Annotated in this window: 15 protein-coding genes; 4 read left to right on the top strand and 11 right to left on the bottom strand. The window is 71.1% G+C overall.

Annotated features, from left to right (window positions below; translation table 11 throughout):
- Nucleotides 1-15 precede the first annotated feature (15 nt).
- The 5 genes from R9X44_RS22260 to R9X44_RS22280 all read right to left on the bottom strand — a co-directional run bounded on the left by R9X44_RS22260 (nucleotide 16) and on the right by R9X44_RS22280 (nucleotide 8387).
- Nucleotides 16-1044, bottom strand: a complete 1029-nt coding sequence (locus tag R9X44_RS22260) for an alpha/beta hydrolase family protein (protein WP_319816181.1) — start codon at nucleotides 1042-1044, stop codon at nucleotides 16-18.
- Between the two features lie 14 nt (nucleotides 1045-1058).
- Complete coding sequence (locus tag R9X44_RS22265) at nucleotides 1059-2099, bottom strand: alpha/beta hydrolase (protein ID WP_319816182.1); 1041 nt, start codon at nucleotides 2097-2099, stop codon at nucleotides 1059-1061.
- Nucleotides 2089-4599, bottom strand: a complete 2511-nt coding sequence (locus R9X44_RS22270) for an MMPL family transporter (RefSeq protein ID WP_319816183.1) — start codon at nucleotides 4597-4599, stop codon at nucleotides 2089-2091. Before R9X44_RS22270 ends, R9X44_RS22265 begins: the two co-directional genes overlap by 11 nt.
- A gap of 42 nt (nucleotides 4600-4641) precedes the next feature.
- Nucleotides 4642-6423: a fatty acyl-AMP ligase gene (locus R9X44_RS22275; protein WP_319816184.1), complete on the bottom strand. Its 1782-nt coding sequence runs from the start codon at nucleotides 6421-6423 to the stop codon at nucleotides 4642-4644.
- Between the two features lie 188 nt (nucleotides 6424-6611).
- A complete protein-coding gene (locus R9X44_RS22280; RefSeq protein WP_319816185.1) occupies nucleotides 6612-8387 on the bottom strand; it encodes a hypothetical protein in 1776 nt (591 codons plus the stop codon).
- 143 nt (nucleotides 8388-8530) lie between these two features.
- On the opposite strand from R9X44_RS22280, the gene R9X44_RS22285 reads away from it, so the two are divergent.
- The gene (locus R9X44_RS22285) at nucleotides 8531-9271 is read left to right on the top strand and encodes an IclR family transcriptional regulator (protein ID WP_319816186.1); all 741 of its coding nucleotides are present in this window, start codon (nucleotides 8531-8533) and stop codon (nucleotides 9269-9271) included.
- A 76-nt stretch (nucleotides 9272-9347) separates the two neighbouring features.
- Here the strand turns inward: R9X44_RS22285 and R9X44_RS22290 are convergent, their stop codons facing one another.
- Entirely contained in the window at nucleotides 9348-10499 is a 1152-nt protein-coding gene (locus R9X44_RS22290; protein WP_319816187.1) for a hypothetical protein, read from the bottom strand.
- A 331-nt stretch (nucleotides 10500-10830) separates the two neighbouring features.
- Here R9X44_RS22290 and R9X44_RS22295 point away from each other — a divergent pair, with 331 nt between their 5' ends.
- A complete protein-coding gene (locus R9X44_RS22295; RefSeq protein WP_319816188.1) occupies nucleotides 10831-11535 on the top strand; it encodes a hypothetical protein in 705 nt (234 codons plus the stop codon).
- A 36-nt stretch (nucleotides 11536-11571) separates the two neighbouring features.
- On the opposite strand, the gene R9X44_RS22300 is transcribed toward R9X44_RS22295, so the two are convergent.
- Both R9X44_RS22300 and R9X44_RS22305 read right to left on the bottom strand, forming a co-directional pair.
- Entirely contained in the window at nucleotides 11572-12648 is a 1077-nt protein-coding gene (locus R9X44_RS22300) for a CapA family protein (RefSeq protein WP_319816189.1), read from the bottom strand.
- Nucleotides 12649-12752: 104 nt separating this feature from the next.
- Nucleotides 12753-13604: a CapA family protein gene (locus R9X44_RS22305; protein WP_319816190.1), complete on the bottom strand. Its 852-nt coding sequence runs from the start codon at nucleotides 13602-13604 to the stop codon at nucleotides 12753-12755.
- Nucleotides 13605-13627: 23 nt separating this feature from the next.
- Between R9X44_RS22305 and R9X44_RS22310 the strand changes: the two genes are divergently transcribed.
- Nucleotides 13628-14830 (top strand): aminotransferase class V-fold PLP-dependent enzyme, encoded by a 1203-nt coding sequence (locus tag R9X44_RS22310; RefSeq protein ID WP_319816191.1) that lies wholly within the window; start codon nucleotides 13628-13630, stop codon nucleotides 14828-14830.
- On the opposite strand, the gene R9X44_RS22315 is transcribed toward R9X44_RS22310, so the two are convergent.
- Complete coding sequence (locus tag R9X44_RS22315) at nucleotides 14827-15666, bottom strand: hypothetical protein (protein WP_319816192.1); 840 nt, start codon at nucleotides 15664-15666, stop codon at nucleotides 14827-14829. The genes R9X44_RS22310 and R9X44_RS22315 overlap by 4 nt on opposite strands.
- Before the next feature lie 111 nt (nucleotides 15667-15777).
- Nucleotides 15778-16398, bottom strand: coding sequence for a TetR/AcrR family transcriptional regulator (locus R9X44_RS22320; RefSeq protein ID WP_319816193.1), 621 nt, complete (start codon nucleotides 16396-16398; stop codon nucleotides 15778-15780).
- Nucleotides 16399-16549: 151 nt separating this feature from the next.
- Between R9X44_RS22320 and R9X44_RS22325 the strand changes: the two genes are divergently transcribed.
- Nucleotides 16550-16978 carry a Fur family transcriptional regulator gene (locus tag R9X44_RS22325; protein WP_319816194.1) on the top strand — a complete coding sequence of 143 codons (429 nt, stop codon included), beginning with the start codon at nucleotides 16550-16552 and terminating at the stop codon, nucleotides 16976-16978.
- A gap of 51 nt (nucleotides 16979-17029) precedes the next feature.
- Here R9X44_RS22325 and R9X44_RS22330 read toward each other — a convergent pair whose 3' ends face one another.
- Nucleotides 17030-18076 (bottom strand): alpha/beta hydrolase family protein, encoded by a 1047-nt coding sequence (locus R9X44_RS22330; RefSeq protein WP_319816195.1) that lies wholly within the window; start codon nucleotides 18074-18076, stop codon nucleotides 17030-17032.
- Nucleotides 18077-18173 lie beyond the last annotated feature (97 nt).

The raw sequence follows: 18173 nt of genomic DNA on the forward strand, positions 1-18173 counted from the left end.
GTTAACGCGAGCGTTCTAGTATTTTTTCGCCTTAATGGCCTTCATCGCCTTCGGCCAGGACCGCTTGAGCTCGATCTTCCAGAACGGCCACGAGTGCCGTCCGCCCGAGTAGATGTGCGCCTGGTACTTGATGCCGAGCGAGTCGAGCCGCTTTTTGAAGTCCATCGTGCTCATCCCGACGAAGTACTCGGAGATGAGTCCGGCGTCGCTCGGCAGCAGCATTCCGCTCCCGGTCGAGAAGTAGATCCCGGTGCCCCTGAGTTTGGGCGCGAGCGACCACGGGTCGTGCGCCTCCCAGTTGGCGCGGTCGTCGACGGGGTCGCCGTAGATCCGCTTCGGATCGCCGCGCGGCGAGTTGATCATTCCGAGCGCCTCGGGAATGCCGGGCGACAGGATCGAAAGGAGGCTGCTGTAGGCGGCGACGTACTTGAACCGTCCGGGATAGCGCGCCGCGTACGTCATCGCGCCCTGCCCGCCGGAGGAGTTGCCGAGAATGGCGCGGCGGGTCCCGGTGTGCATGTTCCGGTTCATCAGCTGGAAGACCTCGGTCATGTGGAAGGTCTCCCACTCGGGCGGCCCGCCCTTGCCGTTGTTATACCAGTTGGTATAGGAGCCGTTCGCGCCCTCGGGCATGACGACGATGGCGTTCCATTTGGCGGCGAGCGTCGCGATCTGGGAACTGCGCGTCCACGACTTGTAGTCGGCCTCCCCGCCGCCGTGCAGCAGGTAGACGACGGGCCAGGTCTTCTTGGTCTTGAACTTCCAGCCCTTGGGCAGCAGCAGGCGGACCTTGCGGGTCTTGTTGCCGAGCCCCTTGGACTTCACGGAGACGTCGAGCCTGCGCTTGTTCTTCGTGAGCCACTTGTACGACGTGATCGCGCTGCCGTTGTCGGCCTTCTTGAAGGTGACCTTCTTGCCGGACTTGCCGGACGCGGCGTTGACGGCCTCGGCCTTGCCCGGCGCGGCCGTCGCGGGGACAGCGGAGGCGAGACCGAGCGCGAGGACGAGGGCGGTGAGGGCGGCGGGGAGTGTTCGGGAGCGCATCTTGGTGCTTCTTCTCAGTACTTCTTGGCCTTGATGGACTGCATGATCTTCGGCCAGACGAAGTTCGTCTCACGCCGCCACGCCGGCCAGTTGTGCCGGCCCTTCTTGTAAAGGTGCGCGGTGTACGGGATCTTCTCGGCCTTCAGCTTGTCCCTGAAGTACTTGGCGCTGTACCCGGTCCATTCCTCGGCGATCAGGCCGATGTCCCAGGGGTCGAGGTCGGTCGGGTCGCCGGGGCCCGGCTCTCCGTCGAGGCCGGACGAGAAGAAGATCTTGGTGCCGCGCAGTTTCTTCGCGAGGTCCCAGGGGTTGTGCTTCTTCCAGTTGGCCGCGTCGGCGGGGTAGCGGCCCCAGATGGCGTTCGGGTCGTTGCCGTTGCCCGAGTTGATCTGGGCGAGGAACTGCGGGATGAACGGCGCGCGGATGTGCAGGAGGCCGCTCAGCGAGGCCGCGTACTTGAACTTGCCCGGGTACCGCGCGGCGTAAGTCATCGCGCCCTGCCCGCCGGACGAGTTGCCCATCACCGCGGCGACCTTGCTCGCCCGGAAATTGCGTTCCATCAGCGGGATCACTTCCTTGATGTGGAAGTCCTCCCACTTGGGCGGGCCGCCCTTTCCGTAGTTGTACCAGTTGGTATAAGAGCCGTTCGAGCCCTCGGGCATCGCCACGATGACGTCGTACTTGGCGGCGATCGACTCGATGTTGGTGCTGCGCGTCCAGGAGACGTAGCTGTCGTTGCCGCCGTGGTACAGGTAAACGATCGGCCACTTCTTCTTCGACTTCTGCGACCACTTCTTCGGCAGCAGCAGCCTGACCTTGGGGTTCACCCCCGGCAGCGACGGCGTCTTGATGGTGATGTCGGCCTGGCGCTTGTTCTTGGTCAGCCAGGTGAACTTGGTGATGGCCGCGCCCGTCGGGGCGGGCTCGAACTTCAGCCGGGCGGACGCCGATCCGGGGACGAGGCCCACGGTCAGGACGGCGACGGCGACGACGCCGCCCGCCCTCAGCGCCCCGAATCTCGATGCGCCGACACGGCGCCGGGGTTCACCGCGCATGATCATCCTCCACCTCGCGCCAGTGCCAGCCCGTACCGTCGGGGCCTGGCACGATCTCACGCCGTCTGCCGGGGTTGGACCCCGGCCGTCGGCCCTGTTCGGTCCACACGTATCCGCCGCCCTGCTGGGGGACGATGCCGCGGCGCGGCCGTCCGTTCTGTCGTTTCAGCGCCGGAACGTCCACCGATGTCACTGTCGGGTTACCTAGCGCGGCCCCCGCGCCGCCGCCCTTCGCTCCCCCGTCGTTCGAGACGGCCGTGTCACCTTCGACGTGAACGTCGTGCACTTCACGCAGGTCGATCGCCGCGTGCAGCCGCTTCAACGGCCCGGGCAGCCACCAGTTGGCGTCGCCGAGGAACCGCATGGTCGCCGGGACGAGCAGCGAGCGGACGAGCGTCGCGTCGACCACGACCGCGACGAGCAGGCCGACGCCCAGTTCCTTGACCGTCGTGATCTTCGCGGTCGAGAACGCCGCGACGACCACCACGAGCAGCACCGCCGCGCTGGTGATGATCCCGCCGGTCTGCTGGAGCCCGCGCGCGACGGCCTTGCGGTTGTCGTGGGTGTTGTCCCATTCCTCCCGGATGCGGCTGAGGAGGAAGACCTCGTAGTCCATCGAGAGGCCGAACACGATCGCGAGGACGAGGATGACGGAGTTGGCGTCGAGCGAGCCCGTCGGGGTGAAGCCGAGGATGTTCGCCAGGTGCGCGTCCTGGAACGCCCAGACCATCGCGCCGAAGGACGCGCCGATGGACAGGAGGTTCATGATGACCGCCTTGATCGGCAGCAGCAGCGAGCCGAACGCGGCGAACAGCAGCACGAAGATCGCGACGCCGACGAACGCGGCGGTCTTCGGCAGCGATCTGGCGAGGCTGTCCATGAGGTCCATCTGGACGGCGGTCGCGCCGCCCACGACGATGTGGTTGACCGCTTCCGGCCGGTCCGCCGGATTGTCCAGCGCGCGCAGGTCGCGGACGAGCTGTTTGGTCGTCTCGTCGTTGGCGTCGCCCTCGTAGGTCACCTGCATCCGGACGAGCCCGTCCTTCTGGCTCTGGTTGGTGAACTGCGCGGCGGTCACGTTGGGCATCGCCGCGATCTTGTCGCGGAACTCGGCGAGGTTCTTGGGGAACTCGTCGCGCCCGGGTTTGAAGTTCTTCGGCACGAGCGCGCCCTCGAGCAGCACGTCGATCGGGTCGAGGACGCCGCCGGAGAAGTTCTCCTGGACCGTCTCGACCACGACGCGCGCGGGCATCCCCTCGGGCAGCGACCGGATGTCCGACAGCCCGAACTGGACGTGCAGGAACGGCGTCACCAGCGCGAGCAGGACGGCGCTCGTGCCGATGAAGTACAGGAACGGGCGCCGCATCACGCTGTGCCCGAGCCGGTACCAGGCGCCCTCTTCCTCGGTCTTCGGCTTCCGGTTGCGCCGCTTGCGCCACGGCATCTGCCCGAACTCGATGCGCGGCCCGAGGATCGACAGCATGCACGGCAGGATCACCAGCGACATGATCAGCGCGACGACGATGACGGCGTTGCCCGCGATGCCGATCGACTTCAGGAACATCTGCGGGAACAGCAGCAGCCCCGCCATCGACGCCATGACGGTGACGGCCGAGAACATCACGGTCCGTCCTGCCGTGGCCATGGTGACGCCCATGGCGGTGGCCCCGTCACGGCCCTTGCCCAGTTCCTCCCGGAATCTATTGATGATGAACAGCGAATAGTCGATCGCCAGACCGACCGCGAGCATCGACACCAGTGGCGTCGTCAGGCTGGAGACGTCAACGACATATGTAGTAGCGCGCAGGACGGCGAGCGCGCCGAGGATCGAGAAGACGCCGACGAGCACGGGTTGCAGCGCCGCCGCGACGCTGCCGAACACGATGAGGCCGATCACCAGCACAAGGGGCAGCGAGATCAGCTCCGCCTTGGTGAGGTCGGCCATCATCTGCTGGAGGAAGTCGTTGCCGATCTGGACGGCCCCGCCGACCTGGACGGTCATGCCCGGCGCGTCAATGTGCTTCTTGACCGCCTCGAGGTCCGCGACCTTCGCCGAGTCGGCCTTGAGCGGGTCCTTGTCCCCCTGCAGGACGAGCATCACCAGGGTGCTGTGGCCGTCGTGGGAGATGATGTTCTCCCGGCCCTCCTTGGCCTCCTTGGTGCTGCCCGCGATGTGCCAGTAGCTGAAGATCTGCTTGACGTTCTCCTTCGGCAGGCGGCCGATGGTGAACAGCACGGCCTGCATGTACTCGGGGTCGGTGACCTTGTACTCGTCGCTGCGGTAGACGAGCATCACGTCGGGGTTCGCGCCGCCCCAGACCATCGACGCGGTGCGGTTCACCGCCGTCGAGTCGGCCTTGGGGTCCTCGAAGCCGCCGGACTTGAGCACGCCCGGGCTGAAGACGCCGAGGCCCCAGAACCCGGCGAGGAACGTGAGCAGCACGGACAGGAGCAGCACGAGCCAGCGGAACCGATGGACGAAGCGTCCCCAGCCGTACATGTGTGTCTTTCTCCTGCCTTCGGTTCCGCAAGCCGGGGGCGGCTAGCGCGCGAGCCTGTCCGCGGTCCGGACAAGGTCGCCGTCCAGATAGCGCGCGCGCGTCGCCGCCCGCGCGACCTTCCCGCTCGACGTGCGGGACAGCGAACCCGGCTCGATCAGGACGAACTCGTGGATGTGCATCTCGTGCACCTGGTTGACCTTGGCCCGCACCGCGCGCTCCACCTCGGCGAGGTCGAGCTTGGCCACCGGGAGCCGCCGGTTGCGCTCGGCGACGACCACGAGCCGCTCGGTCTCCTCACCGGGGACGGAGAACGCCGCGACGTAGTCGGGCCGGATCGCCGGGGAGGCGGCCTCGGTCGTCACCTCGACGTCCTGCGGGTAGTGGTTGCGGCCGTCGACGATGATCAGGTCCTTGATCCGGCCCGTCACGTACAGCTCGCCGTCGTGGACCGCGCCGAAGTCGCCGGTGCGCATCCAGCCGCCCGCCGGGACGCCCTGCGCGTCCTCGATGACCGCGCCGAACGTCTCGGCGCTGCGCTCGGCGTTGTTCCAGTAGCCGAGTCCGACGTTCGGGCCGTGCACCCAGATCTCGCCGACGACCCCGTCGGGGCGCTCGCGCCGGGTGTCGGGGTCCACGATCGCGACGTGCTGGCCCTGCGGCGCGCCGCACGAGACGAGCGACTGCGCGGCGGGCGCGTCCGACGGGACGATCCTGCCCTGCGTCAGCGCCTCGCGGTCGGCCTTCAGCATCCGCGCCGGGACGTTCGGGTCGGGGTTGGTGACGAAGCTGCCGGACACGAACACCGTCGCCTCGGCCAGCCCGTACGCGGGCCGCACGACGCCCGCGCGCAGCCCGACGGGCGCGAACGCGCGGGTGAAGTTCTCGACGGTCGACGGCCTGATCGGCTCCGCGCCGTTGAGGCAGACGTTGACGCCGCTGAGGTCGAGGCCCTCGAGGCTCTTGGCGTTGGCCTGGCCCGCGACGTAGTCGTAGGCGAAGTTCGGGCCGGCGGTATAGACGTTCGGGCACTCCGACAGCAGCCGCATCCAGCGGATCGGCCGCATCAGGAACGACATCGGGTCGGCGAGGATCACGTGGTTGCCGTGTACGAGCGGCAGCGCGAGCGCGGTGACCAGGCCCATGTCGTGGAAGAGGGGAAGCCAGGTGACGGCTTCGCACGTCTCGATCTCCGGCGGGTCCCATGACGTCCACAGCTGGCGGGCGTTGGCCGCGAAGCCGCCGTGGGTGATCTCCACCCCGGCCGGGGCGCTGGTGGAACCCGACGTGTACTGGAGGTAGGCGAGGTCGTCCGGGCCGATCTCGGGCAGCTCGTAGCCTTCGCCGACCGAATCGTCTATCTCGTCGGACAGGACGATTCCGCGCGGGCGCGGCACGGGGTGCTCGTCAAGGAACTTCTCGACGTACGGGAGGGCCGCCGCCGTCGTCACGATGACGGCCGGGGCCGCGTCGGAGTAGGCGCGGATGAGGCGGTCGGCGTTGCCCGGCAGGTCGGGGGAGAACAGCGGGACCGCGACGATCTGGGCGGCGAAGGCCCCGGACATCGCGGTCAGGTAGTCGAGGCTCTGCGGCAGCAGCAGCGCGGCGCGGTCGCCGGGCTCGGCGTACTCGCGCAGCGAGACCGCCATCGCCTTGGCCTTGTGCCACACCTCGGACCAGGTGAGGGTCCGCTTGGCCCCTTCGCGGTCGGTGGAGTAGTCCACGAAGGTGAACGCCTTGGCGTCGGGCTTGGTCACGGCGTGCTCGGCCAGCAGGCCGACCAGGGGCCGGCGGTCGAGGTCGGGGAGCAGCGAACCCAAGGCCATGAAGGACTCCAGGGGGGCGTGGGTATGACTTCGTGAGGCTACCGGAACGCCCTCCGCAAGGGTCACTAACCGCCAGGACGATTCGATTCAGGACCTTTTGTAATTCGGATGACAAGTCGGTCACCAATCCCCGCTCACCTGCGGCTTCTCGGACGCACTCCGACACGACCCACGTCCAGCCCGTAGTCTCACCTCCGCCTTTGCCGGCGCAGCGGGTAACCGCTGTTCACGGTGAGTCGCCGCCGCCACACCCCCACGGCGATCGTGCACCACAGCAGCAGCACCTCGCCGACGACCGCGATCGCCAGGACCGTCAGCCACGCCGACTTCTCCTTCGGCTCGGCCCACGCGTCCTCCGCCTTGAGCGACAGCGCGGCGTGCTCGACCATCCGGGGCGCGGGCGTCACCGCCAGCGGCGACGGGCTCGGCGCGGGCGTCAGCGACGGCAGCGCCTGCGCGGGCGGCGCGACCCTCGGCGTCACGGGCAGCCCTCCCCCGGCCGACGTCGCCTCCCCCGACGGTTCAAGCTCCGGCAGCCCGCCGGGCATCCCCTCCGGCCTGACGTCCGGCACCACGCCCGGCACCACGCCCGGGACCTGGGCCTGCGGCCCCTGCGGCGCGGCGACCTCCGGCGGCACCTGCGGCCACGCCGCCCCGACCTCGGGCAGATCGGGAAGGACGGGCCGCGCGGGCTCGACCGGCGGCGCCAGACCCGGCAACCCGCGCGGGACGCTCACCACGGGCGGCGGCGTCGGCACGACCTCCCGCGGCTTGGCCACCCACGGCTCCTGCACCCCCGTCCCCTGCGCGGCCACGCCCCCGGGCCTCTGCGCGCCGGTCCCCTGGGACGCGACACCTGCGGGCCTCTCGACCCCGGTGCCCTGGCCTCCCGGCTTCGCGGGGCCGGGCTGCCGGGGGCCGTGGGCGGGGGCCGGGTGCCTGCCCGGCGCGGGCTTGGTGGTCTCGGTCTTGCCCGGGCGGGGGCGGACCGGGGGGGTTTGGGCGGGTCTGCCCTGGATTCTCGGCACCGCAGGTTCTTCGGCGGTCTGGGTCCTGGTCGGGCGCGGGCGGACCGGGGGCGTGTGGACGGGTCCCGCGTGCGCCGTCGCGCGGGGCAGCTCGGACGGGATCGGCGCGGCCTGCGGCGGCGCGGAAGGGATCGGAGTGGGCGGCTCCGCGTCCTGCCTGCCGGGCTCCCCCGGCTCGGGGTCCTCGAACTCGACGTCCATGTCGCCGGTCCACTCGTCCGGATCGACGGCGGCCGACGGAACCTCCGGCGCTGCGGCGCGCGCGTCGGGCGTCTCGTCGGCGTTCGGCCCCCGGCTCTGCACAGCCTCGTCGGCGACGGCCTCCGGCGACGCCCCCGACTCGGCGGCGGCGTCCCCGGGCAAGGCGGTCGGGTCCACGGCGTCGGCCCCGGGCGACGCGGTCGGGTCGACGGCCTCCGGCGTCACGCTCGGCGCGGCGTCGACGGCTCCCGGCGACAAGCTCGGCGACGCGCTCGGGTCGACGGGCGGCGCGGTCTCCGGGGAAGGGTCGGCGGCCACGATCGTCCCCCCGGCGTTCGCCGCCGAGACCGCGGCCGTGAACCGGCCCGGCTCGCCCGTCGCGCGGACGCCGAAGCGCGGCAGCCGCACGGTCCCCTCGACCGATCCGGGGCTGCAGCTCAGCCCGGTCGCGACGGGCACGCAGTTCGGCGGCCGCTCGGTCCAGACGGCGTCGGCGGCCTCGGTGGACACCGCGAGCCGCACGTCCTTGGCGACGCCCTCGGGCACGGTCAGCTCGACCTCGTAGAAGTGCGCGCCGCCCGCGCCGCCGAGCGCCCGCGCGACGGCCTCGACCTCGACCTTCCGCTCCCCCGACGGCCGGTCCTTGGCTTCGCTGCTGCTCCAGGCCGCCATCGGCCAGGCGAGCAGCCCCGCCGATAGTCCCGCCGCGACCGCCGTGCTCCGCGCCCGACCCACGCTCGCCTCCCACGTCGATGATCACTGGGGGGCGTTCGACTCCATGCCCGGGCCGGGCGGCCGATAACCCCCGGATATCCCCAAGGCGGAACCCCGAGGCCCCGCTTTCGTTGGGTGAAAACAAGTTTCCGTACACTGACCGCATGAGTGTGCGTTCGCTGGAGCGGGCCTTCGAGCTGCTGGAGCATCTGGCGGACGCGGGCGGCGAGATGGCGCTGACCGAGCTGACCGAGCGCTCGGGCCTGCCGATGCCGACGGTGTACCGGATGATGCAGACCCTCGTCGGGGCCGGTTACGTGCGGCAGGAGCCGTCCCGCAGGTACGCGCTCGGCCCCCGGCTGATCCGGCTCGGCGACAGCGCCTCACGGCTGCTCGGCACGTGGGCCCGTCCGGTCCTCGCCGCGCTCGTCGACGACCTGGGCGAGACCGCGAACATGGCGGTGCTGGAAGGCGATGCCGTCGTTTACGTTGCCCAGGTGCCGTCACGACACTCGATGCGGATGTTCACCGAGGTCGGCCGACGGGTCCTGCCGCACTGCACCGGCGTCGGCAAGGCGCTGCTCGCCCAGCTGCCCGACGAGACCGCCCGCGAGATCGTCGGCAGGACCGGCATGCCCGCCCGCACCCCGCGCACCTTCACCGACCCCGACGCCCTCATGGCCGAGCTCGCCCTGATCCGCGAGCGCGGCTACGCCCTTGACGACGAGGAGCAGGAGCTGGGCGTCCGCTGTGTGGCGGTCCCGCTGCCGCACTCCCCCGCCCGCGCGGCCCTTTCGGTGTCCGGGCCGAGCGGCAGGATGACCCCGGAGACCGTCGAGCGGGTGATCCCGGTGATGCGCGACGCGGCAGCCGCGTTCGCCGTCGAACTCGCCGCCCGCGACTAGCGCCCGGGGAACACCGCCCGGAGAACACAGAGGCCGCGCGGTCCCTGGTGGGGACGGCGCGGCCTTCGTGCGGAGATCAGCCTCCCAGCGGATTGGTGGGCAGGCCGACCTGGCCCGCCTCCATCTGGGTGAGACCGGGCAGGCCGGGCAGACCGCCCAGCTTGCCTCCCGCGCCCGCCGGGTTCACCGACTTGGCCGCGGCCCCGATGCCGGTGAGGCTGCCGAGCACCGCCTTCATCAGCGGGTTGTTCGGGCCGAGGAGCATCGACGCTGGGGTGCCCAGCGCGACGGGGTCGTTGACGCGCCGCGCGGCCGAGGCGAACTCGGCGCTGCGGTCCGGCACGGCGGCGGGCAGCGCGTCGGGCGCGCCGGACGCGGTCCTGCCGAGCGGCGACAGGCTGCCGGTGAGCTGGCCGAGGATGTCCTTGTCGCCCTTCGCGCCGGTGAGCTGGCCGACGAGGTCGCCGCCGCCCTTCACCGGGACGCCGCCCTTGATCGCGGGCTTGTTGCCGCCGCCCTTGCCCGGCTTGCCCCCGGGCTTGCTGTTGCCGCCGACCGCGCCGCCGAGCAGGTCGCCGACCGGGTTCTTGCCGCCGAGCAGGCCGTTCAGCAGGCTGCCGACGGGGTCGGCGGGCATGGGCGCGCGCCGCTCGGTCGAGCAGCGGGACACCGCGAGGTCGGTGGCCTCGCCCGCCTTGTCCACGAGGCGCAGGCCGACGACCTCGCCGCCGAGCGCGTCGCGGGTCTGGTGGTTGAGGATCGCGTAGGCGCCGTCGGCGAGCGGCAGCCGCGTCCCGACGGCGGGCGTCTTCGGCAGCCGGCGGCCCGCGAGCGTGCCGCGCACGGCGGTCGCGCCCTTCAGCTCGCCCTCGGGGCTGACCGCGCAGCGGCTGCCGAGGTTGGTGAGGTTGAGCGCGTCGGGATTGGCGCTGACGCCCGACAGCAGCGACGTCACCTGCTGGGTGCTGTCGGCCAGCTGCTGGACGACGCCGAGGCCGCCCGCGACGTCCATGCCGTCCTTGCGCACCTCGACGCCTTCGACGAGCTGCACGACGGGACGCGCCTGGCTGGCGACGAGCCCGGTGCCCTGCGCGAGGATCGCCGCAGGGCCGCCCTCCTTGCCCGCGGCCGCGGCAGGTCCCGCCGCCGTCGCGGGCACCGTGCCGACCAGGGCGAGCACCGGCGCGAACGCACTGGCACAGACCAGGGCCTTCGTCGAGTTCTTCATTTCCCCATCCCCCCGCGGACTGTGGGCACACCGCCTTTCCGACGGCACCGTTCGGGCGGGACGTTAGTACAGGTCAGGGTGCGGGGAAAGGGAAACCACGCGTTCCTTGAACATGACGTGAAGCCTTTCAAGGAAACGGCGGATCGCCATTTTTCCACGATGTCCCCCGGCAATTCTCCGCGATTATCGTGACTTGTCGTGACGACGCCGTGCCGAATCCGGGCACGCCAGGGGCTGGCGAAGAAGGGGCGGGGAAGGCCAAGCTCTTACCTATCCTTGAGCGGGCACATGCGTGATCATGACCCGTGACGATCCCCGGAGGACCAGGCAAGTGGCAACCAAGAGCAAGGCGGGCGGCGGCGACGCCAGGGCACGCGTGGCGCAGATGCGGGCCGCCGAGAAGCGGCGCGAGCGCATCCGCTGGATCATCACCTTCGCCGTGGTGCTGGCGGTCGTCGGCGCGCTCGCCGGCGGCGCGGTCTGGGCCATCAACAAGGACAGGCGGGAGCAGGACGAGCGCCACGCGAAGGCCAACCAGGCGCGGATCGAGGCGGGACCGCCGTGGGCCGTCCCCGACGACCCGATCCACCGTGCCAAGGAGCTCGGCCTCGACGTCAAGCTCGGCATGGAGGGCGACGCGAAGCACATCCACGCCCACCTGTCGCTGTTCGTGAACGGCGAGCAGCACCAGATCCCCGCGAACCTCGGCATCGACGCCGCGGGCAACATCGCCGAGCTCCACACCCACGACACCCGGGGCGTCCTGCACGTCGAGTCCTTCAGCGCCGACAAGGTCTTCACCCTCCAGCAGCTCTTCGACCTGTGGGAGATCCCCCTGTCCACCGGCGAGCTCGGCCAGTTCAAGACCGACGCCACCCACACCCTCAAGTTCTACGTGGACGGCAAAGAGGTCACCGACCCGCCGAGCGGCATCACCCTCGAAGCCCACCGCGAGATCGCCATCGTCTACGGCACCGCGGAAGACAACGCCAAGATCACCGTCCCCGAATCCTTCGAGTTCGACGAGAACGAGTGACCGACGGGGCCCGGTCGCGAGGCCGGGCCCTCCGGGTCAGCCGTTGGGGGTGGCGGTCAGGCTGGTGCAGGAGCGCAGGCCCGTCCAGCGGGCGTGTTCGGCCTTGGCGGCGTCGCCCTTGAGGAGGATGGGGAGGCCGGAGGAGATGCGGGCCGGCTTCCAGGTCGACTTGAGGATCTTGCGGCCCTTGGTGCGCAGGACGAGGACGCCGGAGTTGGCGGTCTGGCCGTTGGCCGAGCTGAAGACGAAGTTGCCCAGGCCGTAGTGGATGTACTTGCCCTTGAGGTAGCCGCCGGCCTGGGGGACGTGGGCGTGCCCGCCGACGACGACGTCGGCCCCCGCGTCGACCAACTGGTCGGCCAGTTCCTCCTGGCGCGGCAGGGGGCAGGTCGCGAGCTCCTGGCCCCAGTGCAGGTACACGATGACGAGGTCGGCGCCCTTGCGTGCGGTCTTGACGGCCTGGACCATCCGGTCGACCTCCTTGGCGGAGGCGAGGCCGCCCTTGGCGTCCGTCGCGGTCCACGCGGGGATGAGGTGGTCGTCGAGGACCTGGGTCGCGCCGAGGACGGCGAGCTTGTTGCCCTTGATCTCGGTCCGGTACGCCGCGTATGCCTCGTCGGCGTCCTTGCCGATGCCGAGCGTGGGGAACTTCGACTTCTTGATGGCCTTCAGCGAGTCGGCGAGGCCGGACTCCATGTAGTCCATGCCGTGGTTGTTGGCCATGCTGACGGCGTCGACGCCCGCGCCGCGCAGCGCCTTGAAGACCGTCGGCGCGACCCGGAACGTGAACTGCTTGCCGGGCGCGGGGGTGCCCGCCTCGGTGATCGCCGTCTCCAGGTTGATCATCGCGAAGTCGGCCTTGCGCAGCGTCGCGGCGATCGGGCCGAGCGCGGTCTTCGGGCTGGCCAGGCGGGCGCGCAGGTAGTCCTCGAAGTGGACGTCGCCGCCGAACGCGAGCGTGATCGGCTCCTTGACGGGCTTGGTCGCGGTCGGCTCGGCGCGGGAGGAGGGCCTGGTGTCCCCGGACGCCTCCGACTTGTCCTCGCCGCTGCTGCAGCCCGCCGCGGCGAGCGCGAGCGCCACGACCGCGGCCGACATCATCTTGGTCCGCATCTCCGGTCCTCCAGCGACGGGTGATCTCTGCCGCCGAACAGGATGGCAGAGCTTGATCTCCCTTAGATGACGCCGTGCTGACCGCCGTTGTTCACGCGTCCTGATCACTGCTTGAGCCCGGCGCAGCCGGTGAGCGCCTGCCACGCGGCGTAGGCGTTCTGGGCGGGTTCGTCCTTGAGCGGGGTGGGCAGTCCGGGGGCCTTGAGCTCGGCCGGGGCCCAGTCCGCGTTGGTGACGATCGAGCCGCTGAACGTCAGGGTGAGCAGGCCGGTCTGCCCGGTGGGGCCGTCGGCGGCGAACTCGGGGGTGGCGTAGGAGCCGAGGCCGTAGTGGACGTACTTCTCCTTCAGCAGGCCGCCGCCCTGCAGGACCCGCGCGCCGGTGCCGACGACGGCGTCCGCGCCCGCGTCGACGTACTTCTCGGCCTCGGCCTTCTGGGCCGCGCTCGGGCAGCTCTGGCCCTCCTCGCCCCACTCGGCGTAGACGACGACGGCGCTGTACTTCCCTTCGGCGTCCTTGATCGCGTTGACGAGGCGGTCGTCGCCCGCGACCGCGCGCTCCGCGCCGAAGAACGCGACCTGGCCGCCGTTCACGTTGGCGACGAGCGGCTCGAACGTCCCGCCCATGACGGGCATCTCGGTGTCGTTCGGCACCTCCTGCGCGCCGACCATCGCCGCGTCGACCCCGGCGGCCTTGAGCGCGGGGAGCGCGGCGACGTCCGAGGCGTGCGCGACGGTCACGTCGGCCGCGCCGAGCTGGGCGGCGACCGACGACAGGGCGTTCTTGGGGTCGTCGAGGCGGTCGGTGAACTCGCCGATGAAGGAGACGTCGCCCGCGAACGCGAGGGTGAAGATCGCCCCCGCGGTGCCGCGGTCGGGCTCCGGCGCGGCGTCCGTGCCGGAGGAGCATCCGGCGAGGGCGAGCAGGACTCCGGCGGCGATCAGGCTGCGCATCATCCCCCTAGGATGCCGGGCTCCCTATGCTGGTTCGTACCACCCCCGAAAGGACGAGCGTGGACATCGAGCTGATCAGAGCGCACACCCCGGGCACGCGGCATGCCGTCCACCTGAACGCGGCCGGCGCGTCCCTGCCGCCGGAACCCGTCCTCGCCGCGGTCGTCGCGCACCTGACCCTCGAGTCCGAGATCGGCGGGTACGAGGCGGCCGACGCCGTCGCCGACAAGATCGCCGACTCCTACGCCGCGCTCGCCGAACTCGTCGGGGCCGACCCCGGCGAGATCGCCTTCGCCGAGAGCGCCACCCGCGCGTGGGACCAGGCGTTCTACGCGATCCCGTTCAAGCCCGGCGACCGGATTCTCACCACGTCGAGCGAGTACGCCAGCAACGCCCTCGCCTACGTCCAGGCGGCGCGGCGGCACGGAACCGTCACCGAAGTAATCCCGGACGGCCCCGACGGCGCGATCGACCTCGCCGCGCTCGCCGCGGCCCTCGCCAGGGGCGGCGTCCGGCTCGTCGCGCTCAACCACATGCCGACCCACGACGGCCTGGTCAACCCCGCCGCCGAGGTCGGCGCGCTGGCCCGCGCGCACGGGGCGCTGTTCCTGCTCGACGCCTGCCAGTCGGTCGGCCAGCTCCCGATCGACGTGCGCGCCCTGGGCGTCGATCTGCTGTCGGCGACCGGCCGCAAGTTCCTGCGCGGCCCGCGCGGCACCGGCTTCCTGTACGCGCGCGCCGAGGTGCTGCCGCTGCTCGACCCGGCCGTGGTCGACCTCGCGGCGGCCGACCTCACCGGCCCCGACGAGTTCACCTTCCGCCCCGACGCGCGCAGGTTCGAAAGCTGGGAACGGTCCGTCGCGGGCCAACTCGGCCTCGGGACCGCCGCCCGCTACGCCCTCGACCTGGGCCTCGACGCGATCGCCGCGCGGGTTCAGGGCCTGGCGGCCCGGCTGCGCGAGGCGCTCGGCGACGTGCCCGGCGTCACCGTCCACGACCGGGGGACGCACAAGAGCGGGATCGTGACGTTCGGGCACGCCACGCGGACCGCCGCCGAGATCGTCACCGGGCTCGCCGGGCGCGGGGTCGTCGCGCGGGTGTCGGAGCAGACCTTCCGCTACGACGCCGGAGCGCGCCCGCCCGCGCGGGTGCGCGCCTCGGTGCACTACTACAACACCGAGGACGAGATCGACACGGCCGTCGCCGCCCTGCGCGCGCTGCTCGGCTAGCCGATGGGCGCGGCCAGCGCCATGTCGTCCCGGTAGGGCGTGGTGGCGTAGTGCCTGCGGAACCAGTCGGTGAGCGCGCCGTCGACGCTGACGGCCGCCGCGACGGGCGGGCGCGGCTCAAGGCCCGGCGCGTCGGCGAGGGCGTGGCCCATCCGGAACGTCGCGGCCTCAACGGTGCTGAGCCCGGCGTCGGCGAGCGTGTCGCGCAGCGCCATCACCTCCGAGGTCGGCACCAGCAGGTCGGTGCCGCCGCTGACCAGCAGCACCCTGGGGTCATGCCGGACGATCTCGGCGGTCCGCGCGGTGAGCTCGAGCCGGGTCGCGGTCTCGCGCGTCTCGGCGTCCCACGCGTACGGGCCGAGCCGCTGCTCGCGCGCCGCGACCGCGCGCGACGGGCTCGACACCGGCGCGACGAGCGCCGCCGCCGACGCCTCGACCCGCGCCTCGGCCAGGGCCAGCAGCGCGATCAACGCGCCCTCCCCGTGCCCGACCAGGCCGATCGCGCCGTCCCCGCAGCCCAGCAGGGCGCGCAGCGCCGCGACGGCCTCGGGCAGCTCGGCGGCCGCCCGCTCCACGGTCGTGCCGAGCAGCCGCACGTAATCGCGGTCGGCGACGTCGCCGGGCAGCCGCAGGCCCAGGTAGACGCGCCAGACCGGCACCGACGTCATGGGCAGCGCCGCGGCCATCGCCGCCTCGGCGCGCGGCGGGTCGAAGGCGTGCCAGCAGACGATCAGACCTTCCGCTGGCGGAGAGTCCACCGCGGTCGGAGGCAGCGCCACAAAGGGGACCCCTCCGACGGAACCGCTGCGCGGCCTGGCGATCTCGTCACCGGTCATGGACCCATGGTGGCAGTGTGGACGGCACTCACACGCGCCAAAGACGTAATGTCCGAGAATCGTGGGTTTCGACCGCAAGAGCGGGCTCTTACTGCGGAAACAGCTGATTGATCAGTGTTCAAGGTAACCCGCCAGATAGGTCTGGATGAGTCCCTTGGCCTCGCCGATCACCGCGTCGTCGCCGTCGTGCTCGCGGCGGAACGCCATCTTGATCAGCGCGTCGGCCGACTCGACCGCGATCGCGAACGCCCGCTGGAGCTCGGGGGTGTCCGGGACGCCCGTCGCCTGCACGATCAGCTCACGCAGCCGCTCGGCCACGACCGCGTTGTTGTCGGCGGACTCATCCAGCAGGTGCGGGTCGGCGACGTCACCGAAGCGCAGCACCCGGAAGCCGGGGACGGTCCGGTGCATCTCCACGAAGATGTCGATCGCCCTGCCGACCAGCAGCGACCAGCTCCCCGCGGGCAGCTCGTCGAGCAGGAGCCCGATCCTGCCGCCGAAGTCCTCGAGGTTGCGCAGCGCGAGCGCCTGGGCGACCGCGCGCTTGTCGGGGAAGAACTGGTAGACCGAGCCGATCGCCACGCCCGCCCGCTGCGCGATCCGCGTCGTGGACAGGCCGTCGTAGCCCGACTCGTCAAGGATCTCGGCGCACGCGTCGAGCATCCGCTGTACCCGCTCGGCCGAACGGCGCTGCGCGGGCTTACGCCGCAGTGGGGTCCCCGTCTCCGTCACCGGTCCATCATCCCCCCGCACCGTCCCGGCCGCATCACCAGGCTGTCCGGTTGGCATGGCTTCGTCCTGTGCTTTGTACCTTGGAGGGTGACGTGGACGGCCCGTGCGGCCGTCCGGCCCCCGCTGTGCCAGTTCCCCCCGAGGTGGAGAGATGGACGTGACCGCCCCCGCGGACTCCGCGACGCGCCTGCGCGGCGCAGGACTGAGAGTGACGTCCGCGCGCGTCGCGATCCTCGAGACGCTCAGGTCGGCGCGGCACCTGACCGCCGAGGAGGTCGCGGTGAAGGTGCGCGAACGCGTCGGAACCGTGTCCACGCAGGCGGTTTACGAGGCGCTGAACGCGCTCACCGACATCGGGCTGCTGCGCAGGATCGAGCCCGCGGGCTCGCCCGCGCGCTACGAGTCGCGGGTCGGGGACAACCACCACCATCTCGTCTGCCGCCGCTGCGGGGCCGTCGCGGACGTGGACTGCGCGGTCGGGCACGCGCCGTGCCTCGAGCCGGCGAACGCGGCGGGCTTCGCCGTGGACGAGGCCGACGTCATCTACTGGGGTCTGTGTCCGTCATGTCAGGGCGTTTAAGGGCCGCGAAAAGCCCGACATCCGGTGTGAGACTGGACACTCTTCCCCGGGTCAGACGCCGAGCGCCTTCATGATCAGCGGCCACGCCGCCTTGTACTCGCGGTTCCAGTAGGGCCAGGCGTGCAGGCCGTCGCCGTACAGGTGGACGGTCGCGGGGATGTCCATCGCGTCGAGCCGCGCGGCCATGTCCTTGCTGGTGAGGCCGACGAGCTTCTCGCCCGCCGAGCCCGCCGCGTACTGCTTGATCACCTCGAGGACGTCGCCGTCCTTGTCCTCGAGCACCTGGCCGGGTTCTGGGTCGAGCGGCCCGGGCAGGCCGGTCGTCCCCGCGGAGATGTAGACGCCGGTCCCGCGCAGCGCGGCGGCGTTGACGTAAGGGTCGTGCTCAAGCCAGTTCCAGCGGTCGAACAGCGGGTCGCCGAGCTTGGCGAACGGGTTCGTCACCGTGCCGATCGTCATGTCCGCGAGCAGCATGATCGCCGGAAGTCCGGGCTTCGTCGGGTGCAGGACCGCGCTGAAGGCCGCAGCGTACTTGTACAGGCCGGGGTTGCGGGTCGCGTACATCATCGCGCCCGACCCGCCGGAGGAGATCCCCATGACGGCCCGGTCCGTGCCGCCCCGGTAGTTGCGCTCGATCAGCTGGCGCACGTCGCGGGTGTGGAAGGTCTCCCACTTGGGCGAGCCTCCCTTGCCGCCGTTGTACCAGTCCACGAACCCCTGGCTCTGGCCCGCCTCGGGCATGACGACGATGACGTCCGAGCCCTCGGACGTCTTCTCGATGTCGGTCTTCTCGGTCCAGATCGTGTAGGTGTCGGGACCGCCCGGGAGCACGTACAGCACGGGCCACGTGCGCGTCGCGTTCTGGCTCCACCCCTCGGGGAGCAGGATGCGGACCTTCGGGTCCATCGCGGCGATCGACGGGGTGTCCACGGTGATGTCGACGGTGCGCGGGCCGACGCGCTCGGTGGCGATGATCCGCGCGCCGCCGTCGGCGGGGACGGGGGCCGCCGCGTCGGCGGGGGTCGCGAGCAGCGCCGCGCCCACGGACAGGGAGGTCAGGCCCCAGAAAAGACGCCGACCGAAATTCTCAAGCTTCACCGTGCTGCACTCACCGTTCACCGACCCCATGCCAGGGTTCCCTCACGGTTACCGTGAAGTAGAGCGCAACATATCGGACATCGGACGCCGGTGACAG

This window comes from Actinocorallia sp. A-T 12471, from assembly GCF_033875155.1.
GTDB lineage: Bacteria > Actinomycetota > Actinomycetes > Streptosporangiales > Streptosporangiaceae > Actinocorallia.

Coding starts and splice junctions, on each gene's coding strand:
- R9X44_RS22285 (WP_319816186.1), top strand. CDS start 8,531: ATGAGTGTGCGTTCGCTGGAGCGGGCCTTCGAGCTGCTGGAGCATCTG.
- R9X44_RS22275 (WP_319816184.1), bottom strand. CDS start 6,423: ATGGCCTTGGGTTCGCTGCTCCCCGACCTCGACCGCCGGCCCCTGGTC.
- R9X44_RS22270 (WP_319816183.1), bottom strand. CDS start 4,599: ATGTACGGCTGGGGACGCTTCGTCCATCGGTTCCGCTGGCTCGTGCTG.
- R9X44_RS22300 (WP_319816189.1), bottom strand. CDS start 12,648: ATGCGGACCAAGATGATGTCGGCCGCGGTCGTGGCGCTCGCGCTCGCC.
- R9X44_RS22305 (WP_319816190.1), bottom strand. CDS start 13,604: ATGATGCGCAGCCTGATCGCCGCCGGAGTCCTGCTCGCCCTCGCCGGA.
- R9X44_RS22325 (WP_319816194.1), top strand. CDS start 16,550: ATGGACGTGACCGCCCCCGCGGACTCCGCGACGCGCCTGCGCGGCGCA.
- R9X44_RS22265 (WP_319816182.1), bottom strand. CDS start 2,099: ATGCGCGGTGAACCCCGGCGCCGTGTCGGCGCATCGAGATTCGGGGCG.
- R9X44_RS22290 (WP_319816187.1), bottom strand. CDS start 10,499: ATGAAGAACTCGACGAAGGCCCTGGTCTGTGCCAGTGCGTTCGCGCCG.
- R9X44_RS22310 (WP_319816191.1), top strand. CDS start 13,628: ATGCTGGTTCGTACCACCCCCGAAAGGACGAGCGTGGACATCGAGCTG.
- R9X44_RS22315 (WP_319816192.1), bottom strand. CDS start 15,666: ATGACCGGTGACGAGATCGCCAGGCCGCGCAGCGGTTCCGTCGGAGGG.
- R9X44_RS22260 (WP_319816181.1), bottom strand. CDS start 1,044: ATGCGCTCCCGAACACTCCCCGCCGCCCTCACCGCCCTCGTCCTCGCG.